15 protein-coding genes, 2 tRNA genes and 2 rRNA genes are annotated in these 24,122 nt (G+C 61.3%); 14 read left to right on the forward strand and 5 right to left on the reverse strand.

Annotated features, from left to right (window positions below; all coding sequences use genetic code 11):
• Nucleotides 1-32: 32 nt before the first annotated feature.
• The 5 genes from NUH87_RS27595 (at nt 33) to nudC (ending at nt 9,236) form a co-directional block, all read left to right on the forward strand.
• On the forward strand, nt 33-4,805 hold the full coding sequence (locus tag NUH87_RS27595) for a hypothetical protein (RefSeq protein WP_338523483.1): 4,773 nt from the start codon (nt 33-35) through the stop codon (nt 4,803-4,805).
• 115 nt (nt 4,806-4,920) lie between these two features.
• On the forward strand, nt 4,921-5,901 hold the full coding sequence (gnd, locus tag NUH87_RS27600) for a phosphogluconate dehydrogenase (NAD(+)-dependent, decarboxylating) (RefSeq protein ID WP_338523484.1): 981 nt from the start codon (nt 4,921-4,923) through the stop codon (nt 5,899-5,901).
• Nucleotides 5,898-7,421, forward strand: a complete 1,524-nt coding sequence (gene zwf / locus NUH87_RS27605) for a glucose-6-phosphate dehydrogenase (RefSeq protein WP_338523485.1) — start codon at nt 5,898-5,900, stop codon at nt 7,419-7,421. The genes gnd and zwf overlap by 4 nt, the downstream gene beginning before the upstream one ends.
• A gap of 151 nt (nt 7,422-7,572) precedes the next feature.
• The gene (locus tag NUH87_RS27610) at nt 7,573-8,385 is read left to right on the forward strand and encodes a crotonase/enoyl-CoA hydratase family protein (RefSeq protein WP_338523486.1); all 813 of its coding nucleotides are present in this window, start codon (nt 7,573-7,575) and stop codon (nt 8,383-8,385) included.
• A gap of 20 nt (nt 8,386-8,405) precedes the next feature.
• Nucleotides 8,406-9,236 carry an NAD(+) diphosphatase gene (gene nudC / locus NUH87_RS27615; protein WP_338523487.1) on the forward strand — a complete coding sequence of 277 codons (831 nt, stop codon included), beginning with the start codon at nt 8,406-8,408 and terminating at the stop codon, nt 9,234-9,236.
• On the opposite strand, the gene NUH87_RS27620 is transcribed toward nudC, so the two are convergent.
• Together NUH87_RS27620 and soxR are read right to left on the reverse strand one after the other, a co-directional pair.
• The gene (locus NUH87_RS27620) at nt 9,233-10,012 is read right to left on the reverse strand and encodes a TSUP family transporter (RefSeq protein WP_040069416.1); all 780 of its coding nucleotides are present in this window, start codon (nt 10,010-10,012) and stop codon (nt 9,233-9,235) included. The genes nudC and NUH87_RS27620 overlap by 4 nt on opposite strands.
• Before the next feature lie 88 nt (nt 10,013-10,100).
• The gene (soxR, locus tag NUH87_RS27625; protein WP_338523488.1) at nt 10,101-10,562 is read right to left on the reverse strand and encodes a redox-sensitive transcriptional activator SoxR; all 462 of its coding nucleotides are present in this window, start codon (nt 10,560-10,562) and stop codon (nt 10,101-10,103) included.
• 94 nt (nt 10,563-10,656) lie between these two features.
• On the opposite strand from soxR, the gene NUH87_RS27630 reads away from it, so the two are divergent.
• The 4 genes from NUH87_RS27630 to NUH87_RS27645 all read left to right on the forward strand — a co-directional run bounded on the left by NUH87_RS27630 (nt 10,657) and on the right by NUH87_RS27645 (nt 15,030).
• Nucleotides 10,657-11,022: an antibiotic biosynthesis monooxygenase gene (locus tag NUH87_RS27630; protein WP_338526983.1), complete on the forward strand. Its 366-nt coding sequence runs from the start codon at nt 10,657-10,659 to the stop codon at nt 11,020-11,022.
• Nucleotides 11,023-11,166: 144 nt separating this feature from the next.
• Nucleotides 11,167-11,793: a LysE family translocator gene (locus NUH87_RS27635; RefSeq protein ID WP_338523489.1), complete on the forward strand. Its 627-nt coding sequence runs from the start codon at nt 11,167-11,169 to the stop codon at nt 11,791-11,793.
• A gap of 212 nt (nt 11,794-12,005) precedes the next feature.
• The gene (locus NUH87_RS27640) at nt 12,006-13,175 is read left to right on the forward strand and encodes a cysteine desulfurase family protein (protein ID WP_338523490.1); all 1,170 of its coding nucleotides are present in this window, start codon (nt 12,006-12,008) and stop codon (nt 13,173-13,175) included.
• Nucleotides 13,176-13,221: 46 nt separating this feature from the next.
• A complete protein-coding gene (locus NUH87_RS27645) occupies nt 13,222-15,030 on the forward strand; it encodes an aminopeptidase P family protein (protein ID WP_338523491.1) in 1,809 nt (602 codons plus the stop codon).
• Nucleotides 15,031-15,070: 40 nt separating this feature from the next.
• On the opposite strand, the gene NUH87_RS27650 is transcribed toward NUH87_RS27645, so the two are convergent.
• Complete coding sequence (locus NUH87_RS27650) at nt 15,071-15,970, reverse strand: LysR family transcriptional regulator (protein ID WP_338523492.1); 900 nt, start codon at nt 15,968-15,970, stop codon at nt 15,071-15,073.
• 119 nt (nt 15,971-16,089) lie between these two features.
• Here NUH87_RS27650 and NUH87_RS27655 point away from each other — a divergent pair, with 119 nt between their 5' ends.
• Entirely contained in the window at nt 16,090-17,070 is a 981-nt protein-coding gene (locus NUH87_RS27655; protein WP_422393960.1) for a zinc-dependent alcohol dehydrogenase family protein, read from the forward strand.
• 5 nt (nt 17,071-17,075) lie between these two features.
• Here the strand turns inward: NUH87_RS27655 and NUH87_RS27660 are convergent, their stop codons facing one another.
• Complete coding sequence (locus NUH87_RS27660; protein WP_338523494.1) at nt 17,076-17,399, reverse strand: hypothetical protein; 324 nt, start codon at nt 17,397-17,399, stop codon at nt 17,076-17,078.
• 166 nt (nt 17,400-17,565) lie between these two features.
• The gene (rhtA, locus tag NUH87_RS27665) at nt 17,566-18,453 is read right to left on the reverse strand and encodes a threonine/homoserine exporter RhtA (protein ID WP_338523495.1); all 888 of its coding nucleotides are present in this window, start codon (nt 18,451-18,453) and stop codon (nt 17,566-17,568) included.
• 716 nt (nt 18,454-19,169) lie between these two features.
• On the opposite strand from rhtA, the gene NUH87_RS27670 reads away from it, so the two are divergent.
• From NUH87_RS27670 to NUH87_RS27685, 4 genes are all read left to right on the forward strand, one after another.
• Nucleotides 19,170-20,706 (forward strand): 16S ribosomal RNA (locus NUH87_RS27670).
• A gap of 82 nt (nt 20,707-20,788) precedes the next feature.
• Nucleotides 20,789-20,865: transfer RNA gene (locus tag NUH87_RS27675), tRNA-Ile, on the forward strand.
• Between the two features lie 30 nt (nt 20,866-20,895).
• Nucleotides 20,896-20,971, forward strand: a tRNA-Ala gene (locus NUH87_RS27680).
• Between the two features lie 258 nt (nt 20,972-21,229).
• Nucleotides 21,230-24,120: ribosomal RNA gene (locus NUH87_RS27685) — 23S ribosomal RNA — on the forward strand.
• The 16S and 23S rRNA genes sit together here with 2 tRNA genes alongside, the layout of an rRNA operon.
• Nucleotides 24,121-24,122: the final 2 nt, after the last annotated feature.

A 24,122-nucleotide genomic window follows, 5' to 3' on the forward strand; every position in this document is an offset into this window, starting at 1 on the left:
GGCCGCTTTCCCACGTCAAGGATTGCGGCCTCATGATCTCCCTGCCGACCTCGCTGGAGACTTCACTTCAACACTACCGAAACACTGCCCGCGCGCTCTTCGCCGCTCGACCGACCCTGTCGTCGGTGGTGGGCTCGCTGGTGCAGGCGGCGCTGGACCAACACGCTCCCGACCTCAGGGTCCAGGGGCAACGGATCCAGGCTGAAACCCTCTGGCTGGGCGAGCGGGAGCCGGCATCCAGCTATCGATACACCGGCTTGTCCGACGTGCTGTTGCGCCGCTTCAGCGAGGGCTGGAGCCCGCGCTATGACGCTCCCGATTCGATACTGGTGAGCCGTGCACCCGGCTCGCAGGTCGAGGTTGCCATCGCTACGGTGGACCTGAAGCGGCTGGGCGCGACGCTCAATAGCTGGGGCGATGCCCTGCTCGAAGTGTTCAAGGCACAACTGGTCGCGTTCTGGAACGAGCCGGTGCCCGACTGGGCAGGCAAGGTCCCGGGATCGGACGCCTGGGTGCCTGGCTGGGATCGACACTCGCCGGAGATTCCCAGCCGCTGCGCGGCACTCTCGAACCTGTTGTTCGTTTCGATGTACGGTGCCGGGAGCCTGCCCAATAGCCTGGCGTTCCAGGCCAGCCAGATGCTGCCCAAGGCGCTGGTCAGCGCAGATCAGTCACTCCGTGACAGCCTGCTGGGCAAGCATGCCCTGGTGGCTTATCTGCTGCATGCCAAGGATCGGCGGGAACGGCTCGGCGTCACGCCCGTCGCGGTGGTCTTCGCCCGCCAGCTGTCAGCGTCGGACTTTGCCTACTTCCTGCTCCGTCCAGGCCATGATGTGCAGCGCTTGCAGCCTGTCGATGAGCTCTGGACGCTGCTGCGTGGTCAGTTGCCGGATCCCGGGAAGGTCGAACTGATCCCCTCGCAGCTGAATGTCTTCGACAACCTGGCCGGGGCCTTGCTGGAAAACCAGTTGCGTGCGTTGGAGCGTTTGCCGCGCAGCGTTACGGAGGGGGTTGGCGAGTCCTGGTCGGCACGCGTCGAGCGTATCACTGATCCGGGAGACTGGTTCGCTACGCCCGCGCTCGCGCCGCTTACCCCTCTGCAGCGGCGGGTGCGCGAGGCGGCGCCGCTGTGGCTGCTGAACGCCGCGGAGGCGGACCGGCGCGACTATGCCGGGCTGTTATCGACCCTGGTCGCGGCACTGGGCAAGTCGTCGTCCCACAGTCTTTTCGACGAGGTGGCTTCGCTGTCGCGCTTTAGCCGGCAGACGCTGAGGGAGGCCATGGCGCGGCGGCATCCGCAGATGCCGGAGATCCGCATGCAGGACATCCTGCTTACGCTTGAGAAATACCGGCGCAAGCCGCTGTCGCCGGATGTGCTGGGTGAGTTCGAGGAAATCGAGCTGACGCTGCCCGAACTGGCGCTGGAAAACCTCGATGATTTTCGTTTCGGCGCCACGCAGATGCGCATCCGGCTCGCCGGTGGGGCCCCGCTGCCGGACTGGATGACGACCGACTATCTGCTGGAACTGATCACCGAGGTGGATATCGGTGCCGGCTACCCGGCTTACTTGCGGCAGCGGTTGTTGGACGATACGCGTTATGCGGTGTTCCGCCAGCAACGCTTTTACCACCAGATCCAGGCGCAACTGCCCCTGGCGGCACTGGAACTCAGGCTCCGTGGCGAACAGGGGATGACCGAGAGGGGGTATCGGTTGGTCAGGGCGATGTTGGCGTTCGACGCCCATGAACGCCAGGTCGACGGTCTGCCGATCGTGCTCCGGCCCCTGGCCTTTCGGGCCAGTCCCGAGGCGAGCCCGGACAAGGTGGCGGGTATGTTTCTTATCGAGCCCCGGGACACCAGCCGGGGGCCGCATCTGCTTTACCGGCCGCTGTTCGACCCGCCCCTGGGCGAACATGTCAGCCGGCCCGCGCTGCTGGAGGCGATCGGGCAACCCGGTGCGTTGCAGGACAGTGTGCTGGCCTGGCTCGCCGCCGCTAGACGCGCGGTGTATGCCAACGGCGGTTTCCGTCAGCCCCATCTCGGCTCGGTCCTGCCGGGTGATGAGGCCGCGCCGTTGCCGGCACCACCGGCACCGGCAACCCTGGGTCGTGAGGAAGTCACGGAGGACTATGTCCATCATCTGTTTCATGCCTGTATCAATGCGGTGATCCGCCAGGCCGACATGCAGTTGTTGTCGAACGCGGAAAAACGCTGGGCGCGGTTGAAGGACAGCGGATGGCAACTGTTCAGTTCAATGCTGATGTTTGCCAGCGGCCCCTTGACCCAGGCCGGCTGGCTGATCCTGCTCTATCGCAGTGTTCGCCAGGATCTGCCGGGGTTGCTGGGCGACGACGAGGAGGCCCGGGCCCAAGCTTGGGCCGATATGCTGAGCAACCTGGCGACGGTGCTGTTGCATGAGGTGATGGCGGATGAGCGAGAACCGCTGCCGGAGTCGTCGGATAAGCGTGAGCCTTTGGCGATCGAGGGAGAGGCATCGCTTGAGCGGATCACGTCGCCCCTGGCCACCGATGAGACGTCCCAGCCGCCTTTCGACTTGTCCTGGTCGAATCCGCGCCGTGCCCTGTCGGCGGCTTCCCGCAAAGCACTGGAGAAGTTCAGTGTCAGGGTCTTCGACACGCCACCGCCACTCGATAGCCTCGGTTCGGTCTCTGCAAGCGGTCCCAACAAGGGACTGGTGCATCTCGACGGCGCCCGGGACAAGGGCTGGCACGTGCTGATCGAGAAGGCGCTCTATCAGGTCGCATGGAGCGATGACGGTCCCCGTGTGGTCGATGGTGCGGGAGCCCCGGGGCCGTTTCTGGATCGCGATGAGCAAGGTCGCTGGCGCCTCGATCTGCGCCTGCGCCTGCGCGGTGGCAGCGGCCGTGAAACCGTGCAGGCGCGCCTGCAACGCAAGCTGCGCGACCGGGCCTCCACGCTGCACGGGCAAGTGACCCAGGCGTCGGCGCGTATCGGCAGCCTGTTGAACGAGGCCGAAATGCTGCGCAAGCGTCTTGAGACCATGAGTGAGGGCAAGACCGCGAAGAACTTCAGCGACCGGCAACGCAGTGACAAGCGCCGTGAATACCTGGGCAAGCTGGAGGACCTGCAGGTTGTCCTCGAAGAAAAGATTCGCCTCATCAAGGAGTTCAATGACAATCGCCAGGTGGAGCCGAAGCCTGCGACGCTGGTGGCCGCCTTGGCCGACAGCGTGCGCAATTGCCGGACGTTGTTGAACCTGTCCCTGGCGGTGGGCCGCGAAGGCAGCCTGAGTGTCCGGGAGATCAACGAGATGATCGCCGCTGACACGGAGGCCCGTTATGCCCAGGTCGTCGCCAACCTGAAGAACAATGCCGATATCACCGACAAGCAGATTGTCTGGAGCACCCGGGAATATGCCGCGCTCGACGAGTTGCGGGCGATTCCCGAACTGGGGCCGGCGCAAGCCGCCGCACTGGAGCAGGCGCTGGTGCAGCCGTTCACCCCGCTGGACTGGCAGGCGGTGCAACTGCCGACCCTGCTGGCCTTGACCCTGGACGAACTGCCTTTGCAGATCACCCTGCAAATGGACGATCAGATCTTCGCGGCCATCAAGCACAGTGCCGAGCAAACCAAATACGTGACCAATACGATCAATCGTCTGAGTGCTGAAGATCCGCGGCAGGACCGGATCGATGCCTTGCTGACGGCCGTCAATCGCTACGATGAGACCCACGACTTGCTGAATTACTTGCAGGGCCTGATGCCGCAACAGCGCCTGCTCGAATACGCCACGCGCCTGTCGGGGCTGCTGGCGCAGTTGCGTGAAGGGGCGCTGAACAGGCTATTCGATTTGTGGGAGGAGACCGCGCCGGCCGAGCCCGACCCCGTGCCTAAGCCCGCTCCGGTGGCCGGCGGCACCCGAAAGAAGTTTATCCGGACCCGCAACCGCGAGGTGTTTGTCGGCCGGGTACGCGAGCGCACGCCCGAGCAGGAGGACGAGATCGTCGAGATCACCGATCCCAATGGCGGGTTGGTGTCGACCTTCAAGGAGAACAAGGAGGATGCCCAGGACAGGTTCTGGGAGGAAGTGAAGGTCGAGCCGGCGCCGCCGATCCCGCGCAAGGTCGGCCTGTCCAGGCTGGTGACCCAGGGACAGGCCGCGCGTGAGGGCGTCGAGGCCTTGATTCGCCAGGTGATGGCACTGACTGGCACCTCCAAGGACCCCCGCGACCTGCAAGGTATCCTGGAGCTGAAGGCGCAGAAACTGAACGCCCTGGCGGACGACCTCCAGCAGGCACTCAGTGAGGGCGGCGGGACATCGGGGCAGGTGAACACCGCTCAAGCGCTCAAGGACAACCTGCGCCTCGAAGCCACCCGGCTGATCGCCGAAGGGCGCAATGCGCGTATCGCCGCGATCAAGCGCAATGTGCCGCAGTTGGCGCGTCTGCAGTACCTGAAGGAGCAGGACCAGGTGGATATTCACCGCGCCGGCGGGCGACTGGCGCAGGAGCGGGGCGGCTTCCTGCAGGAGTATGTGATCAGCCACAAGGATGGCCGCCCCCTGTGGGTCGCGCACTTCCACTACCCGGCGGCCACGACGGCGGATGCCGGGTTTGTCAGCGCGCACCTGAAGACCCTTGCGCAACGGCGCCTGGGCAGCCAGGCCCAGGCTTCGGCCCGGCAGCGCGCAGCGGCCAGGATAGAGGCCGGGCAGGGCGGTCGGGCGCAACTGACGCTGGATATCCACCGTGGCCGGATTCTCGACAAGGCCGTGGCCCAGGCGCTGTTTTTCAACACCTCCGAGCCGGATACGGCGGGCTGAAAAACTACCGGTGGGTGCCTGCAGTCAGCGTCCCAGGCGATATCGAGACAGACATCCGCCTGCCGCTGGGCTAATGTGTGACAGTGATTTTTCATCGATATCGGGAGTACGCTGCATGCAACTGGGAATCATCGGACTGGGCCGCATGGGCGGCAATATCGCGCGGCGCCTGATGCTTGATGGCCATCAGACAGTGGTGTATGACCGCAATACCGACTTCGTCACCGCCCTGGGCAAAGAGGGCGCCATCGGCGTCGCCGACCTGCCGGCCCTGGTGGCCAGCCTGAACAGACCCCGAGCGGTCTGGGTCATGTTGCCGGCCGGTGCGCCGACCGAGGACACCATCACCGAACTGAGCGGACTGCTGGAGGCCGGCGATGTGATCATCGACGGCGGCAACACCTTCTACAAGGACGATATTCGTCGCGGCCAGGCGCTGGAGCAAAAGGGCATCGACTATATCGATGTCGGCACTTCCGGCGGGGTCTGGGGCCTGGAACGCGGCTACTGCATGATGATCGGCGGCGCCGCCCGGGTGGTCGAGCGCCTCGATCCGCTGTTCGCCAGCCTGGCCCCCGGGATCGGCAACATTCCCCGGACCCGCGACCGGGTCAGCGCCGACGACCGCGCCGAACGCGGCTATATCCATGCCGGGCCACCGGGCGCCGGGCACTTCGTCAAGATGATCCACAACGGCATCGAGTACGGCATGATGCAGGCCTTCGCCGAGGGCTTCGACATCCTCAAGACCAAGAACTCGCCGAGCCTGCCCGAGGACCAGCGTTTCGACCTCAACCTGGCGGACATCGCCGAAGTCTGGCGGCGCGGCAGCGTGGTCTCGTCCTGGCTGCTGGACCTGACCGCCGATGCCCTGGCCAGCGATCCGAAACTCGACGGTTACAGCGGCGCGGTGGCCGACAGCGGCGAAGGGCGCTGGACCATCGAGGCGGCCATGGAGCAAGCGGTGCCGGTACCGGTATTGTCCAACTCGCTGTTTGCCCGTTTCCGCTCCCGCCAGCAAAGCACCTATGGCGACAAGCTGCTGTCGGCGATGCGCTTCGGCTTCGGCGGTCACGTGGAGACACCGAAAAAATGAATGCCTCCCGCACCAGGCGCAAGGCCGAACCCGCGCCGCCGACCACGCTGTTTCTGTTCGGCGCCCACGGCGACCTGGTCAAGCGCCTGCTGATGCCGGCGCTCTACAACCTGATGCGCGATGGCCTGCTGGGGGATGGCTTGCATATCGTCGGGGTCGATCACAACGCCATCAGCGATGTCGACTTCGCCAAAAAGCTGGAAGACTTCAGCCGTGCCGAAGTCGCGGCCAAGAGCGGGAAAAAAGCCGAGGAGGCCCTGGACAACGCGCTCTGGGGCCGACTGGCGAAAAACATCAGTTACGTGCAGGGCGACTTCCTCGACGACGCGACCTATGTCGCGCTGGGTGAGAAGATCGCCGCCAGCGGTACCGGCAACGCGGTGTTCTACCTGGCCACCGCGCCGCGCTTCTTCAGTGAAGTGGTGCGGCGCCTGGGCGCGGCCGGGTTGCTGGTGGACAGTCCCGAGGCGTTTCGCCGGGTAGTGGTCGAGAAACCCTTCGGTTCCGACCTCGCCACCGCCGAAGCCTTGAACGGCTGCCTGCTCAAGGTGATGAGCGAGAAGCAGATCTATCGCATCGACCATTACCTGGGCAAGGAAACCGTCCAGAACATCCTGGTCAGTCGTTTCTCCAACGGCCTGTTCGAAGCGTTCTGGAACAACCACTACATCGACCACGTGCAGATCACCGCCGCCGAAACCGTCGGCGTCGAAACCCGTGGCAGTTTCTACGAGCACACCGGCGCCTTGCGGGACATGGTGCCCAATCACCTGTTCCAGTTGCTGGCGATGGTCGCGATGGAGCCGCCGGCGGCGTTCGGTGCCGATGCGGTGCGCGGTGAAAAGGCCAAGGTGGTCGGTGCGATCCGCCCCTGGAGCGTCGAGGAGGCCCGGGCCAATTCGGTGCGTGGCCAGTACTGCGCGGGCGAGCTGGGCGGCAAGGCGTTGCCCGGTTACCGGGAAGAAAACAACGTGGCGGCGGACAGCAATACCGAAACCTATGTCGCGCTCAAGGTGATGATCGACAACTGGCGCTGGGTGGGTGTGCCGTTCTACTTGCGTACCGGCAAGCGCATGAGCGTGCGCAACACGGAAATCGCCATCTGCTTCAAGCCGGCGCCTTATGCGCAGTTCCGTGACACCGAGGTCGAGCGCCTGCAGCCGACCTACCTGAAGATCCAGATCCAGCCCAATGAAGGCATGTGGTTCGACCTGCTGGCCAAGCGCCCGGGACCCGCACTGGCGATGACCAATGTCGAGTTGGGTTTCGCCTACCGGGATTTCTTCGAGATGCAGCCGTCCACCGGCTATGAAACCCTGATCTACGATTGCCTGACCGGTGACCAGACGCTGTTCCAGCGCGCCGACAATATCGAGAACGGCTGGCGGGCGGTGCAGCCGTTCCTCGATGCCTGGCGCGCGGACAATCAGGTGCAGGGCTACAAGGCCGGGGAAAACGGCCCGCAGGCGGCTGACGAACTGCTGGCCCGTGACGGCCGTGTCTGGCACAGCCTCGGGTGAGTGAGATCCCTTGTGGATGGCCGCCAACGGCAGCCATCCACTGCGCTCTTGCAGGGCATTGTCCGGTTTTTGGCACATCCGCTTCCTATAGGCCGGCGGGGTGGCTTGCTATAGTGGCGAATCTCTTTTCGCCCAGCCAAGGATGTCCGTCATGTCCGAATACCAAGCCTTCCACGTCGAACTGGTAGACAACGTCGCCCATGTGCGGATCAACCGCCCGGAGAAGATCAATTCGATGAACGCGGCCTTCTGGCGCGAAATCACCGAGATCTTCCAGTGGATCGACGACACCGACGCCGTGCGCGTGGTGGTCATCAGTGGCGCCGGCAAACACTTCTCTTCCGGTATCGACCTGATGCTGCTGGCCTCGGTGGCCAACGAGCTGGGCAAGGATGTCGGCCGCAACGCCCGCCTGCTGCGGCGCAAGATCCTGGAGCTGCAAGCCTCCTTCAATGCCGTCGACAACTGCCGCAAGCCGGTGCTGGCGGCGATCCAGGGCTACTGCCTGGGCGGTGCGGTCGACCTGATCGCCGCCTGCGACATGCGCTACTGTGCCGAGGACGTGCAGTTTTCCATCAAGGAAGTGGATATCGGCATGGCCGCCGATGTCGGCACTTTGCAACGTTTGCCGCGTATCATCGGCGACGGCATGCTGCGGGAGCTGGCCTACACCGGTCGTCAGTTCGGTGCCGAGGAAGCGACCCGGATCGGCCTGGTCAATCGCGTCTACCCCGATCATGCCGCCTTGCTCGATGGCGTGATGGGGATCGCGCGGGAAATTGCCGGTAAGTCGCCGATTGCCGTCACCGGAACCAAGGCGATGATCAGCTACATGCGCGACCATCGGGTCGATGACGGCCTCGAATACGTTGCCACCTGGAACGCCGCCATGTTGCAATCCACCGATCTGCGCGTCGCCATCGCCGCGCACATGAGCAAGCAGAAAGCCGAATTCCCTGATTGAAGCCTGCCAAGGACACCCCGATGACTCAACGCTGGACAACCGCTGTACTGGATATCGAGCAGGCCGGTGGCTGGGCCGTGGTACATGGCCCTTCCGGTTTCCTGCTGGACGACAACGGGGTGCTGTTTCCCCGCGAGTGGATCAAGCGCCAGGACCTGTCGCTGCTGGCCGAGCACGGTATCGGTCATCTGGATGGCGAGCCGGTCTACCTGCTGGAACTGAAGTCCGGTGCCGAGCTGCCGGGTTGTCGCTGGCAGGGCCTGCGGGCGTTCATGCTCGAGGGTGATCACACGCTCTACCGCATGCTCGGGTATGCCGCGCAGATCGGCACCTGGGCGCGCGAGCACCGCTTCTGCGGCAGTTGCGGCCAGGCCATGACCCAGGTGCATCTGGAGCGGGCGATGTTCTGCCAGCCCTGCGACCTGCGCAGCTACCCGCGGATCTCGCCGAGCATGATCGTGCTGGTGACCCGTGGCGACGAAGTGCTGCTGGCTCGCTCGCCGCGTTTCGTGCCCGGAGTCTACAGCACCCTGGCCGGTTTCGCCGAGCCGGGTGAGTCGGCGGAAGAGTGCCTGATTCGTGAAGTGCGCGAGGAAGTGCAGATCGAGGTCAAGAATATCCAGTACATGGGCAGCCAGTGCTGGCCGTTCCCGCACTCGATGATGCTCGGCTTTCACGCCGAATACGCCGGTGGCGAGATCGTGCCGCAGGCGGACGAGATCGAGGATGCGCAGTGGTTCAGCATTCACGATATGCCGCCGCTGCCGGCCTCGCGCTCCATCGCCCGCTACCTGATCGACCTGTACCTGGCGCGGCGCCTGGGTTATTCGGAGCCCGTGCTGCCGGTCTAGGCCACGCTGAACCAGTGTTGCCAGGCCAGGCGCACGGTCAGTCCGAGGACCACGGTGATGAACACCGGGCGAATGAACTTCGCCCCGCCGCTGATGGCGGTGCGGGCGCCGAAGAAGGCGCCGACCATCACCGACAGACCCATGCACAGGCCGATCACCCAGTCCACCTGGCCGGAAAACACGAACACCGACAGCGCGGCGGCATTGCTGACGAAGTTCAGGCTGCGGGCCACGCCGCTGGCCTTGACCAGGTCGATGGGGTAGAGCAGCAGGCTGCTGACGGTCCAGAAGGCACCGGTGCCGGGGCCGGCCACGCCGTCGTAGAAACCCAGGCCGAGGCCCTGGGGCAATTGCCATGTCTTCCTGATCGGCGCGTTGCTGTCCAGCGGCGCCTTGGGCGTGCCGCCGAACAGCAGGTACAGGCCGCAGGCGAAGACGATCACCGGGAGCATCTTGTTCAACCATTCGGCCGGCATGAAGTGTGCGGTCACGGCGCCGATCAGCGCGCCGACAAAGGTGCCGAGGATCGACAGCTTCCATTGCCCCGGCTGGAACAGCTTGCGGCGATAGAAGGTGAAGCCGGCGGTGGCCGAGCCGAAGGTCGAGCTGAGCTTGTTGGTGCCCAGCACCAGGTGCGGCGGCAGCCCGGCGGTGAGCAGGGCCGGGGTGGTGAGCAACCCGCCGCCGCCGGCGATGGCGTCGATGAATCCGGCGATGAAGGCAACAAGGGCGAGAATGGCGAGGGTGGTCAGGTCTACGCTGAGATCGAAGGGCATCGGGTCGGCTTAATATCGGCAGGGGGCGCGGCAGGGTGGCGCTCAAAGGCCGCCATCTTACCCATTACCGAATGTTGCCGCGACCTCATTACCTCGGCTCCAGCAAGCGCGCCCCCGTTCCATGGGCACCCAACATATCGCCATAGTTGCGCAGCGGGCAGTTCTCCATCGACAGGCAGCCACAACCGATACAGCCGTCGAGCTTGTCGCGCAACCGGGTCAACTGGGCGATGCGTTCGTCCAGTCCGGTCCGCCAGTGCTCCGACAACTGCTTCCAGTCCGCCGCTGTCGGTGCACGGCCTTCAGGCAGCGCTTGCAAGGCCTGGTGAATTTCCGCCAAGGCAATCCCCAGGCGCTGGGCCACCTTGATCAAGGCCACCCGCCTGAGCACCTCGCGCGGATAGCGGCGCTGGTTACCGGCGTTGCGATAGCTCTTGATCAAGCCCTTGCTTTCATAGAAGTGCAGGGCGGTCACGGCCACGCCGCTACGGGCCGCCAGTTGACCGACCGTAAGGGCCTTGTCCGTGGGCAGGGGTTTTTGTGTCGCCATGGGGAGAAACCTCTTGACCTCGAGTTAACTGGAGGTTTTACCCTGCGTGGCCTCGGATCACAAGATCCTGTTCGACTTCCCGGGGGAGCCTTTCATGCTGTCGACAGCGCAAAATCGCAGTTTTACCCAATTGATCCAGTTCGAGATCGAGCCCGGCCAGCTGGAGGCGCTGGTGGCTGCCCTGGCCCGGCAGACCGAGCGACTGGCCCGGGTCGAGGGTGGTTTTATCAGCGGCACGGTGCAGGCCAGCGATGACGGTCGGCGCGTGCTCAATACGCTGCAATGGCGCTCCCGGGAAGACGGCGAAGCGGCATTCGCCCGTTTCGAAAGCGGCGAAGAGGATTTCTGGGCCCTGATCCGCAGCCACCGGGCCAAGGCGGTGACTTTCGGTTCGTTCCAGGTGCTGCGCAGCATCGAGCGCAGCCGCGACGACGCCCTGCAGTGTGCGCTGGTGGGTTAGTGGCAACCGTGGCAGTAACAGAAGCAGCCATCAGCGTTAGCGGTTGAAACTGTACCGGTCCAAGTTTTTGCCAACTGTGCGTGAGTTCCGCCAGGCCCGTGGGATAGGGTGAATGTCCGACTGACCTTGTGACCGGACGCTGTCATGACCCTTTCGCTGGACCTGCTGCTGGGCTTTGCCCTTTTCGCCCTGGTGACCTCCGTGACCCCCGGCCCCAACAACACCATGTTGCTGGCGTCCGGTGTGAACTTCGGTTTCAACCGCTCCATTCCCCATATCCTGGGGATCTCCTGCGGCTTCTTTGTCCTGGTGCTGGCGGTGGGCCTCGGTCTTGGCGCGGTGTTCGAGGCTTATCCGGTGCTCTATACGGCATTGCGCTATATCGGTGGCGCCTACCTGCTGTACCTCGCCTGGAAGATCGCCGGTTCCGGACCGGTCTCCGAGGTGGAGCCGGGACAGGCCAGGCCGTTCGGGTTCTGGAACGCCGCGGCGTTTCAGTGGGTCAATCCCAAGGCCTGGGTGATGGCGGTCGGCGCGATCAGTACCTACACGCCGTTGCAGGGCTATTTCGCCAACGTCCTGGTGATCGCGGCGGTGTTCGCCCTGATCAATGCCCCCAGTGTCAGTGTCTGGGCGGCCTGCGGCAGCCTGTTGCGCAATGTGCTGCGCGATCCGCGCTGGTTGCGGCTGTTCAATCTCGGCATGGCGCTGCTGTTGGTGATCTCGCTGTATCCGTTGTTGCATGAGAGTGCGAAGCAACTGCTGCACTGAGCTCTCCTTGCGTGTCTCCCTGTTCCCGCACGATTGACACTCGCAACACCTTCCCCGTGCCTGTAAGCTGGATTTCAGGAGCGTTCCTACGCACTTTTAATGAAAGCCATCTTTCTTTAATCGTTTTCCATCGGGTACAGCTGTCCGTCCAACCACAGTTGTGGGGGCAGCAAGAGATCGATCCGCGGGACACGCTTTACGAGTCTTTCGCCATGAATGAACTTCCTCTGTATTTCGACTACGCCGCCACCACGCCGGTGGATGAGCGGGTCATTCAAGTGATGGTCGAGTGCCTGGGGTTTTCCGGCAATTTCGGCAACCCGGCCTCCAGCTCCCATGCCTTCGGCCAGCGTGCCCGGCAGACGGTCGAGCAGGCCCGACAACAAGTGGCGAGCCTGGTGGGGGCGAGCCCCGAGCAGATCGTCTGGACCTCCGGTGCCACCGAATCGAACAACCTGGCCCTCAAGGGTGTGGCCCAGGCCCGTGGTATCAGTGGCGGGCATGTGATCACCAGCCAGATCGAACACAAGGCGGTGCTCGATACCGCCCGGCAACTCCAGGAAGCCGGTGTGGCCGTCACCTACCTGGTGCCGAATGCCGAAGGCTTGATCACCGCGGCGATGGTCAGTGAAGTCCTGCGCGAGAACACCTTCCTGGTCTCGCTGATGCTGGTCAACAACGAACTGGGCACCCTCAATGACATCGCGGCCATCGGCCAGCGGGTGCGCGAGCACGGCGCGCTGTTCCATGTGGACGCGGCCCAGGGTGCGGGCAAGGTGGTCATCGACCTGGCCCGCCTGCCGGTGGACCTGATGTCGTTTTCCGCCCACAAGGTCTACGGTCCCAAGGGCATCGGTGCCTTGTATGTCGGGCCGCGCGCGCAACAGAAACTGCACGCGCAGATCCACGGCGGCGGCCATGAGGGCGGCCTGCGCTCCGGCACCCTGGCCACCCACCAGATCGCCGGCATGGGCAGTGCCTTCGCCCTGGCGAGCGAGCATCTGGAAGAAGAAGTTGCCCGCATCCGTCAACTACGCCAGCGTCTGCTGGAGCAATTGGCGGATGTTCCCGGCCTGCGGCTGAACGGCAGCCCGACGGAACGTATCCCCCATACCCTGAGTCTGACATTCGTCGAAGGCGAGTTCGACGCTGCGGCACTGGGGCGATCCCTGGCGTACTCGGCGACTTCCGCCTGCAACTCCGCGAGCCAGGCGCCGTCCCATGTGCTGCTGGCACTGGGGCATGATGCGCGGCTGGCCGGTCGCACCATTCGTCTGAGCCTGGGGCGTTTTACCTCCGAGCAGGACATCGACCGCGCCGCGTCGGCGATAAAAGCCAGCCTGAGCGCGCCGGCACCCTTCTGGGCGGTTGCCCGGCCGTGATGGCATCGAACAACAATTGAATAATAAGTGGTTAGCAGGAGACACAATGAGCACGCAGACCCCAAGTCAAGGAACCGTTCCCCAGCGCCTGGCACGTACGCGCGAACTGATGCGCCGTGAAGGCGTTCAGGCCCTGCTGGTGCCGTCGGCCGATCCCCACCTGTCGGAGTACCTGCCCGCTTACTGGCAGGGGCGGCAGTGGCTGTCGGGTTTTCATGGCTCGGTCGGCACCTTGATCGTGACGCCGGAGTTCGCCGGCGTCTGGGCTGACAGTCGGTACTGGGAGCAGGCGACCAAGGAGTTGGCCGGCAGCGGTATCGAGCTGATGAAGTTGTTGCCGGGGCAACCCGGTCCGCTGGACTGGCTGGCCGAACAGACGCCGCCCGCTGGCGTGGTCGCGGTGGATGGCGCGGTCATGGCGCTGGCTTCGGCGCGGACCCTGGGCGACAAGTTGCGCGCACGCGGGGCGCGGCTGCGCACCGATATCGACCTGCTCGATCAGGTCTGGGAAGACCGCGAGGCGCTGCCGAACCAGCCGATCTATCAGCACCTGCCGCCGCAGGCGACGGTCAGTCGGGGCGAGAAGCTCGCCCAGTTGCGGGGCGAACTGAAAGCCCGCGGCGCCGACTGGCATTTCATCGCCACGCTGGACGATATCGCCTGGTTGTTCAATCTGCGCGGTGCCGATGTGTCCTTCAACCCGGTGTTCGTTTCCTTTGCCTTGGTCAACCAGGACCAGGTCACCTTGTTCGTGTCCCTGGACAAGGTGAGTGCCGAGCTTGGGCAGGTGCTCGAGGCCGATGGCGTGACCTTGCGTGACTACCGCGAAGTCGGCGCGGCGCTGGCCGCTATTCCGGCGGGGGCGAGCTTGCTGGTCGACCCGGCGCGGGTGACGGTCGGCTTGCTGGATAACCTCGGCCAGGAGGTGAAGCTGGTCGAGGGGCTCAACCCGACGACCCTGGCCAAATCCCGCAAGAGCCTCGACGACGCGGTGCATATCCGCCAGGCCATGGAGCAGGACGGCGCGGCCTTGTGCGAATTCTTCGCCTGGCTGGAGAGCGCACTGGGCCGCGAGCGGGTGACCGAGCTGACCATCGACGAACGCCTGAGCGCCGCCCGGGCGCGACGTCCGGGTTATGTGTCGCTGAGCTTCAATACCATTGCCGCGTTCAACGCCAATGGTGCGATGCCGCACTATCACGCCACCGAGGCCGAGCATGCGCTGATCGAGGGCGACGGTCTGCTGCTGATCGACTCCGGCGGCCAGTATCAGGGCGGGACCACGGACATTACCCGGATGGTGCCGGTGGGTACGCCGACGGCCGAGCAGAAACGCGATTGCACGCGGGTGCTCAAGGGCGTGATCGCCTTGTCCCGGGCGCAATTCCCGCGCGGTATTCTTTCGCCGCTGCTGGATGCCATCGCCCGGGCACCGATCTGGGCCGAAAGCGTGGACTACGGGCATGGCACCGGCCATGGCGTCGGCTACTTCCTCAACGTGCACGAAGGTCCGCAGGTGATCGCCTACCAGGCGGTCGCGGCACCGCAGACCGCCATGCAGCCGGGGATGATCACCTCCATCGAGCCTGGGACCTATCGTCCGGGCCGTTGGGGCGTGCGCATCGAAAACCTGGTGCTGAACCGCGAGGCGGGCAAGAGCGAGTTCGGCGAGTTCCTCAAGTTCGAGACCCTGACGCTGTGTCCGATCGACACCCGCTGCCTGGAGCCGTCGTTGCTGACGCAGGAGGAACGTGACTGGTTCAACGCCTACCACGCCGAAGTGCGCGAGCGTTTGAGCCCGTTGCTGGACGGTGCGGCACTGGAATGGTTGAACACCCGTACGGTCGCGATCTGACCGCCGACCGCGCCGTCACCTGAGTGGCGGCGCGGTGTGTTCAAAGTCCCGCCAGGGCATCGCTCATGTAGTCGACGAATGCCTTGACCCTGGCGGACTGGCGACGATTGGCCGGAAACACCGCATGGATCGGCAAGGATTGGGCCTGATAGTCAGGCAAGATTGCCTTGACCCGACCGGCCTTCAGATCCTCGGCGAACAGCCACACGGGCGACAGCGCAACGCCAAGCCCACCCAGGACCATCTCCCGTATCGCTTCCGAGTTGTTGCTCTGGGCATTGCCGCGGATGTGCACGCTGTGCGCTTTCCCGTCCTTTTCGTAGCGCCAGAGATTCTGGCTGCTCAACAGATTGAACAGCAGGCAGTTGTGCCCGGCCAACTCCTCGGGGGTGTGCGGTTCAGCGTGCCGTGCCAGATACCCGGGGCTGGCCACCGTCACCCGCCGGGTGCTGCCGATGTGGCGGGCGATCAGGTTGCTGTCCCCCAGTTCGCCGATGCGCAGGCTCACATCCAGGCCTTCGCTGACCAGGTCCTGGTTGTGATCGCTCAGTTGCAGGTCGATATCCAGTTGCGGATAGCGCGCGAGAAAGTCCGGCAACCGGGCGGCGATCTGCAGGCGCCCGAAACTCACCGACGAGCCGATGCGCAAACTGCCGGCCACGCTTTCGCGGCCTGACTGGAAGCTGTGCTCGGCGGCGTCCACCGCCGCGAGGATCTGCCGACACTGTTCGTAGTAGCGTTGTCCCTCATCGGTCAGCGACAACTGGCGGGTGCTGCGGGCAATCAGCTTGCCGCCCAGCTCGGTTTCCAGGGCCTTGAGGATCTTGCTGATGGTCGGTTGGCTGGTCAGCATCTCCCGCGCAACAGCGGAAAAACTGCCGCGTTCCACCACCCGCACAAAGACTGCCATTGCATTGAGTTTGTCCACGGAGCTTCTCATTCATGCCATATGGGCATGGTCACTATAGCAATTTGGCGTCTTATCGGAATGCTCTAGGCGGCGGATGATGGATCTCACTTCCACTGACAGAGATAGCCGCCATGTCCCCTGTACCGCAAATGAATGCCCTGATGGTCGATGTCGCCGGTGCGCCGTTGCGCGAGGTTTCCATCGACCGCCCGAAACCCGGGAGCGGAGAAGTCCTGGTGCGGATCAAGGCCAGTGGCATCAACCCGCTGGACGCAAAGATTCGTGCCGGACAGGCCGGCCATGCCCGCCAACCGTTACCGGCGGTACTGGGGATGGATCTGGCGGGTGTTGTCGAGGCCTTGGGCGAGGGCGTCAGTGGCTGGGATGTCGGCGATGAGGTCTACGGGATGGCGACGGGTATCGGTGGTGCCCAGGGTTCGCTGGCCGAGTTCGCCGCAGTCGATGCCCGATTGCTGGCGCGCAAGCCGGTTAACCTGAGTATGCGTGAGGCCAGCGGATTGCCGTTGGTGCTGATCACCGCCTGGGAAGGGCTGGTGGATCGTGCGCGGGTCCAGGCTGGGCAAACGGTGCTGATCCATGGCGGCGCCGGCGGTGTCGGGCATGTGGCGGTGCAGATTGCCCGGGCCTTTGGCGCCAGGGTTTTCGCCACCGGTTCGGCCAGGCATCAGGCCGTGATCGAAGGTTTTGGCGCGACCTTTATCGACTATCGGCTGCATACCGTGCAGGAATATGTCGAGCAGCATACCGGGGGCGAGGGCTTCGATATCGTCTATGACACGGTGGGGGGCGAAACCCTGGACCAGTCGTTCCTGGCCGCACGGACTTATCACGGGCATGTCCTGAGTTGCCTCGGTTGGGGACAACACAGCCTGGCACCGCTGTCCTTTCGCGGGGCCACTTACTCCGGGGTGTTTACCTTGCTGCCGTTGCTGACCGGCCACGGGCGCGAACATCACGGGCAGATACTGGAGCAGGCCGCACGGCTGATCGAAGCCGGCCAATTGAAACCCTTGCTCGATCCCCGGCGGTTTACCCTGCAAACCGCCGAGGAGGCCTATACTTTGCTGGCCAGCGGCGCGGCGCAAGGTCGGTTGGTGATCGAGATCTAGTCCATTCAATCGTCAGAGGGTGGGGGCGTTTTAGGGCTCAGCGCGGATGGCTTGTTGCAGATGATGATCATGCTGCGGCTGGTATAGCCGGCCGGGTTGAGGCCGAACGGATAGTCACCCGGGTCTTCCACGGCATCGCCGGATTTGGCGAGGACTCGATAACCGTTGTCGCTGCAGGAATCGGCGGCTTTGGCGTAGCACTTTTCCCAGGAGGATGTCAGCCCGGAACAGTTGATATGCACGCCGCGCTTACCGTATTTCATCGGTTTCGAGGTCGCGGCGCAGCCGGCGACGGCAAGTACTGCCAGGACTATCAAGAAGCGTTTCATTACCATCCCTATCTCTGCCCCGGATCAACTCGTCCGGTTTGGCTTTTTTCCTGCCGCCTGATTCTTCCTTGAGTCCCCCTCTCCAAAATTTCCAAGGCTGGCATTGAGTTAGGTGTAAACATGTCCTATTTGAGCGGCAAATACCAGAGCTGACTCACACTCTGTATCAATCGGCGGCGACGGCGGGTGCGGACTCCTTGCGCAGGGTCAGCGTGGCTCCGATGGAGGCGCTGATAATGCAGGCGATGGCGAGCCACTGGGCGACGGACAGGTACTCGTGCAGGAACAACAGCCCGGACAGCGCGCCGAAGGAAGGTTCGATGCTCATCAAGGTGCCGAAGGTGCGGGCCGGCATGCGCGTCAACGCGACCATTTCCAGGCTGTAGGGCAGGGCGGTGGACAGGATGGCGACGCCGATGGCCGTCGGGATCAAGGCCGGGGTGAGCAGGGCGGTGCCGGCGTGGACGATACCGATGGGGGCGATGAACAGGGCGGCAATCACCACGCCGAGGGCGGCGGTCTGGATGCCATTGTCGTTGCCGGCTTTCTGGCCGTACAGGATGTACAGCGCCCAGCATGCGCCGGCCCCCAGCGCATAACCGGCGCCGAGCAGATCAATGCCGGCGCTGGTCGCGCCGGAGGGGATCAGCAGCAGGAGCCCGCTGACCGCCAGGGCTATCCAGAGAAAGTCGATGGCGCGGCGCGATGCGTAAATCGCCACCGCCAGGGGACCGGTGAACTCCAGGGCGACGGCAATGCCCAGGGGGACACTTCTCAAGGACATATAGAAGAGGAAGTTCATTCCGCCCAGGGCGATGCCATAGATGATGACGGTGCGCAGGGATCGGGCGGTGAATGTTGCCCGCCAGGGGCGCAGGACCAACACCATGATGATGCTGGCAAACACCAGGCGCAGGGTGGTGGTGCCCTGGGCGCCGACAATCGGGAACATGCTTTTGGCCAGGGAGGCGCCGGATTGAATCGAAGCCATTGCGATAAGCAGCAGGCCGACGGGAAAGAGTGTCGAGGCCAGGCTACGGGACTGCTGGGTCATGGGGTGGGGGCGTCCGGGTCTATAGGGAAGAAGGCAGCTGTACATGATGCGGAACAAAGCGCCGTTGAGCAATATATTGCTCAACGTCTCCCTGCTTTTCCATAGGGCGGTAGGGAAGGAGCGGGTACGGCTCCCGCATTCGCTCCTTATGACAGAAAAGTGAAATTAACGGTTGACGGCAAATCCTATAGGTCTATAATTCGCCCCACTTCCGGCGCGGTCGAAACGGAAAAGCCTTTGAGATTCAATGAGTTACGAAGGTTTTTAGGTTTGGGTCAAGCGGTTCGCTTCAGTGTATCGAAGCCCAGAAGGAGCTGATAAGGCAGTGTGTTTTCGCCGGTTCAGCGGTTCGATCCTCTCGATCGAAAGCGGTGTAAAAGAGGTGTTGACAGCAGCGTGTAACGCTGTAGAATTCGCCTCCCGCTAACGAGAGATCGGAAGCGCAAGTGGTTGAAGTTACACGGGAAACCTTGAAAACTTCTGAAAATAATCACTTGACAGCAAATGAGGCTGCTGTAGAATGCGCGCCTCGGTTGAGCGAACAGCTCACCAACCGCTCTTTAACAACTGAATCAAGCAATTCGTGTGGGTGCTTGTGGAGTCAGACTGAATAGTCACTAGATTATCAGCATCACAAGTTACTCCGCGAGAAATCAAAGATGTAACCAACGATTGCTGAGCCAAGTTTAGGGTTTTCTCAAAACCCAAAGATGTTTGAACTGAAGAGTTTGATCATGGCTCAGATTGAACGCTGGCGGCAGGCCTAACACATGCAAGTCGAGCGGATGAGAGGAGCTTGCTCTTCGATTCAGCGGCGGACGGGTGAGTAATGCCTAGGAATCTGCCTGGTAGTGGGGGACAACGTTTCGAAAGGAACGCTAATACCGCATACGTCCTACGGGAGAAAGCAGGGGACCTTCGGGCCTTGCGCTATCAGATGAGCCTAGGTCGGATTAGCTAGTTGGTGAGGTAATGGCTCACCAAGGCGACGATCCGTAACTGGTCTGAGAGGATGATCAGTCACACTGGAACTGAGACACGGTCCAGACTCCTACGGGAGGCAGCAGTGGGGAATATTGGACAATGGGCGAAAGCCTGATCCAGCCATGCCGCGTGTGTGAAGAAGGTCTTCGGATTGTAAAGCACTTTAAGTTGGGAGGAAGGGCATTAACCTAATACGTTAGTGTTTTGACGTTACCGACAGAATAAGCACCGGCTAACTCTGTGCCAGCAGCCGCGGTAATACAGAGGGTGCAAGCGTTAATCGGAATTACTGGGCGTAAAGCGCGCGTAGGTGGTTCGTTAAGTTGAATGTGAAATCCCCGGGCTCAACCTGGGAACTGCATCCAAAACTGGCGAGCTAGAGTATGGTAGAGGGTGGTGGAATTTCCTGTGTAGCGGTGAAATGCGTAGATATAGGAAGGAACACCAGTGGCGAAGGCGACCACCTGGACTGATACTGACACTGAGGTGCGAAAGCGTGGGGAGCAAACAGGATTAGATACCCTGGTAGTCCACGCCGTAAACGATGTCAACTAGCCGTTGGGGACCTTGAGTCTTTAGTGGCGCAGCTAACGCATTAAGTTGACCGCCTGGGGAGTACGGCCGCAAGGTTAAAACTCAAATGAATTGACGGGGGCCCGCACAAGCGGTGGAGCATGTGGTTTAATTCGAAGCAACGCGAAGAACCTTACCAGGCCTTGACATCCAATGAACTTTCCAGAGATGGATTGGTGCCTTCGGGAACATTGAGACAGGTGCTGCATGGCTGTCGTCAGCTCGTGTCGTGAGATGTTGGGTTAAGTCCCGTAACGAGCGCAACCCTTGTCCTTAGTTACCAGCACGTTATGGTGGGCACTCTAAGGAGACTGCCGGTGACAAACCGGAGGAAGGTGGGGATGACGTCAAGTCATCATGGCCCTTACGGCCTGGGCTACACACGTGCTACAATGGTCGGTACAAAGGGTTGCCAAGCCGCGAGGTGGAGCTAATCCCATAAAACCGATCGTAGTCCGGATCGCAGTCTGCAACTCGACTGCGTGAAGTCGGAATCGCTAGTAATCGCGAATCAGAATGTCGCGGTGAATACGTTCCCGGGCCTTGTACACACCGCCCGTCACACCATGGGAGTGGGTTGCACCAGAAGTAGCTAGTCTAACCTTCGGGGGGACGGTTACCACGGTGTGATTCATGACTGGGGTGAAGTCGTAACAAGGTAGCCGTAGGGGAACCTGCGGCTGGATCACCTCCTTAATCGACGACATCAGCTGCTCCATAAGTTCCCACACGAATTGCTTGATTCATTGAAGAAGACGATTAGAAGCAGCCCGAAATTGGGTCTGTAGCTCAGTTGGTTAGAGCGCACCCCTGATAAGGGTGAGGTCGGCAGTTCGAATCTGCCCAGACCCACCAATTTTGTGTGGGAAAAGCCTGTAGAAATACGGGGCCATAGCTCAGCTGGGAGAGCGCCTGCCTTGCACGCAGGAGGTCAACGGTTCGATCCCGTTTGGCTCCACCACTTACTGCTGTTTTGCTGTTTCTGCGTTAGAGCTTAGAAATGAGCATTTCCTTCGGCTGAAGGTGAAATGTTGATTTCTAGTCTTTGATTAGATCGTTCTTTAAAAATTTGGGTATGTGATAGAAAGATAGACTGAACGTTACTTTCACTGGTAACGGATCAGGCTAAGGTAAAATTTGTGAGGCTCTTAATTGAGCAGCATGCAAATTTTCGGCGAATGTCGTCTTCATAGTATAACCAGATTGCTTGGGGTTATATGGTCAAGTGAAGAAGCGCATACGGTGGATGCCTTGGCAGTCAGAGGCGATGAAAGACGTGGTAGCCTGCGATAAGCTTCGGGGAGTCGGCAAACAGACTTTGATCCGGAGATCTCTGAATGGGGGAACCCAGCCAGCATAAGCTGGTTATCTTGCACTGAATACATAGGTGCAAGAGGCGAACCAGGGGAACTGAAACATCTAAGTACCCTGAGGAAAAGAAATCAACCGAGATTCCCTTAGTAGTGGCGAGCGAACGGGGACTAGCCCTTAAGTGGCTTTGAGATTAGCGGAACGCTCTGGAAAGTGCGGCCATAGTGGGTGATAGCCCTGTACGCGAAAGTCTCTTAGTCATGAAATCGAGTAGGACGGGGCACGAGAAACCTTGTCTGAATATGGGGGGACCATCCTCCAAGGCTAAATACTACTGACTGACCGATAGTGAACTAGTACCGTGAGGGAAAGGCGAAAAGAACCCCGGAGAGGGGAGTGAAATAGATCCTGAAACCGTATGCGTACAAGCAGTGGGAGCAGACTTTGTTCTGTGACTGCGTACCTTTTGTATAATGGGTCAGCGACTTATATTCAGTGGCGAGCTTAACCGAATAGGGGAGGCGTAGCGAAAGCGAGTCTTAATAGGGCGTTTAGTCGCTGGGTATAGACCCGAAACCGGGCGATCTATCCATGGGCAGGTTGAAGGTTAGGTAACACTGACTGGAGGACCGAACCGACTACCGTTGAAAAGTTAGCGGATGACCTGTGGATCGGAGTGAAAGGCTAATCAAGCTCGGAGATAGCTGGTTCTCCTCGAAAGCTATTTAGGTAGCGCCTCATGTATCACTGTAGGGGGTAGAGCACTGTTTCGGCTAGGGGGTCATCCCGACTTACCAAACCGATGCAAACTCCGAATACCTACAAGTGCCGAGCATGGGAGACACACGGCGGGTGCTAACGTCCGTCGTGAAAAGGGAAACAACCCAGACCGTCAGCTAAGGTCCCAAAGTCATGGTTAAGTGGGAAACGATGTGGGAAGGCTTAGACAGCTAGGAGGTTGGCTTAGAAGCAGCCACCCTTTAAAGAAAGCGTAATAGCTCACTAGTCGAGTCGGCCTGCGCGGAAGATGTAACGGGGCTCAAACCATGCACCGAAGCTACGGGTATCACGTAAGTGATGCGGTAGAGGAGCGTTCTGTAAGCCTGTGAAGGTGAGTTGAGAAGCTTGCTGGAGGTATCAGAAGTGCGAATGCTGACATGAGTAACGACAATGGGTGTGAAAAACACCCACGCCGAAAGACCAAGGTTTCCTGCGCAACGTTAATCGACGCAGGGTTAGTCGGTCCCTAAGGCGAGGCTGAAAAGCGTAGTCGATGGAAAACAGGTTAATATTCCTGTACTTCTGGTTATTGCGATGGAGGGACGGAGAAGGCTAGGCCAGCTTGGCGTTGGTTGTCCAAGTTTAAGGTGGTAGGCTGGACTCTTAGGTAAATCCGGGAGTCTAAGGCCGAGAGCTGATGACGAGTGTCCTTTAGGACGCGAAGTGGTTGATGCCATGCTTCCAAGAAAAGCTTCTAAGCTTCAGGTAACCAGGAACCGTACCCCAAACCGACACAGGTGGTTGGGTAGAGAATACCAAGGCGCTTGAGAGAACTCGGGTGAAGGAACTAGGCAAAATGGCACCGTAACTTCGGGAGAAGGTGCGCCGGTGAGGGTGAAGGACTTGCTCCGTAAGCCCATGCCGGTCGAAGATACCAGGCCGCTGCGACTGTTTATTAAAAACACAGCACTCTGCAAACACGAAAGTGGACGTATAGGGTGTGACGCCTGCCCGGTGCCGGAAGGTTAATTGATGGGGTTAGCTAACGCGAAGCTCTTGATCGAAGCCCCGGTAAACGGCGGCCGTAACTATAACGGTCCTAAGGTAGCGAAATTCCTTGTCGGGTAAGTTCCGACCTGCACGAATGGCGTAACGATGGCGGCGCTGTCTCCACCCGAGACTCAGTGAAATTGAAATCGCTGTGAAGATGCAGTGTATCCGCGGCTAGACGGAAAGACCCCGTGAACCTTTACTATAGCTTTGCACTGGACTTTGAATTTGCTTGTGTAGGATAGGTGGGAGGCTTTGAAGCGTGGACGCCAGTCTGCGTGGAGCCATCCTTGAAATACCACCCTGGCAACTTTGAGGTTCTAACTCAGGTCCGTTATCCGGATCGAGGACAGTGTATGGTGGGTAGTTTGACTGGGGCGGTCTCCTCCTAAAGAGTAACGGAGGAGTACGAAGGTGCGCTCAGACCGGTCGGAAATCGGTCGTAGAGTATAAAGGCAAAAGCGCGCTTGACTGCGAGACAGACACGTCGAGCAGGTACGAAAGTAGGTCTTAGTGATCCGGTGGTTCTGTATGGAAGGGCCATCGCTCAACGGATAAAAGGTACTCCGGGGATAACAGGCTGATACCGCCCAAGAGTTCATATCGACGGCGGTGTTTGGCACCTCGATGTCGGCTCATCACATCCTGGGGCTGAAGCCGGTCCCAAGGGTATGGCTGTTCGCCATTTAAAGTGGTACGCGAGCTGGGTTTAGAACGTCGTGAGACAGTTCGGTCCCTATCTGCCGTGGACGTTTGAGATTTGAGAGGGGCTGCTCCTAGTACGAGAGGACCGGAGTGGACGAACCTCTGGTGTTCCGGTTGTCACGCCAGTGGCATTGCCGGGTAGCTATGTTCGGAAAAGATAACCGCTGAAAGCATCTAAGCGGGAAACTTGCCTCAAGATGAGATCTCACTGGAACCTTGAGTTCCCTGAAGGGCCGTCGAAGACTACGACGTTGATAGGTTGGGTGTGTAAGCGCTGTGAGGCGTTGAGCTAACCAATACTAATTGCCCGTGAGGCTTGACCATAT

It is taken from the genome of Pseudomonas batumici (assembly GCF_036585405.1).
Classification (GTDB): Bacteria; Pseudomonadota; Gammaproteobacteria; order Pseudomonadales; family Pseudomonadaceae; genus Aquipseudomonas; species Aquipseudomonas batumici.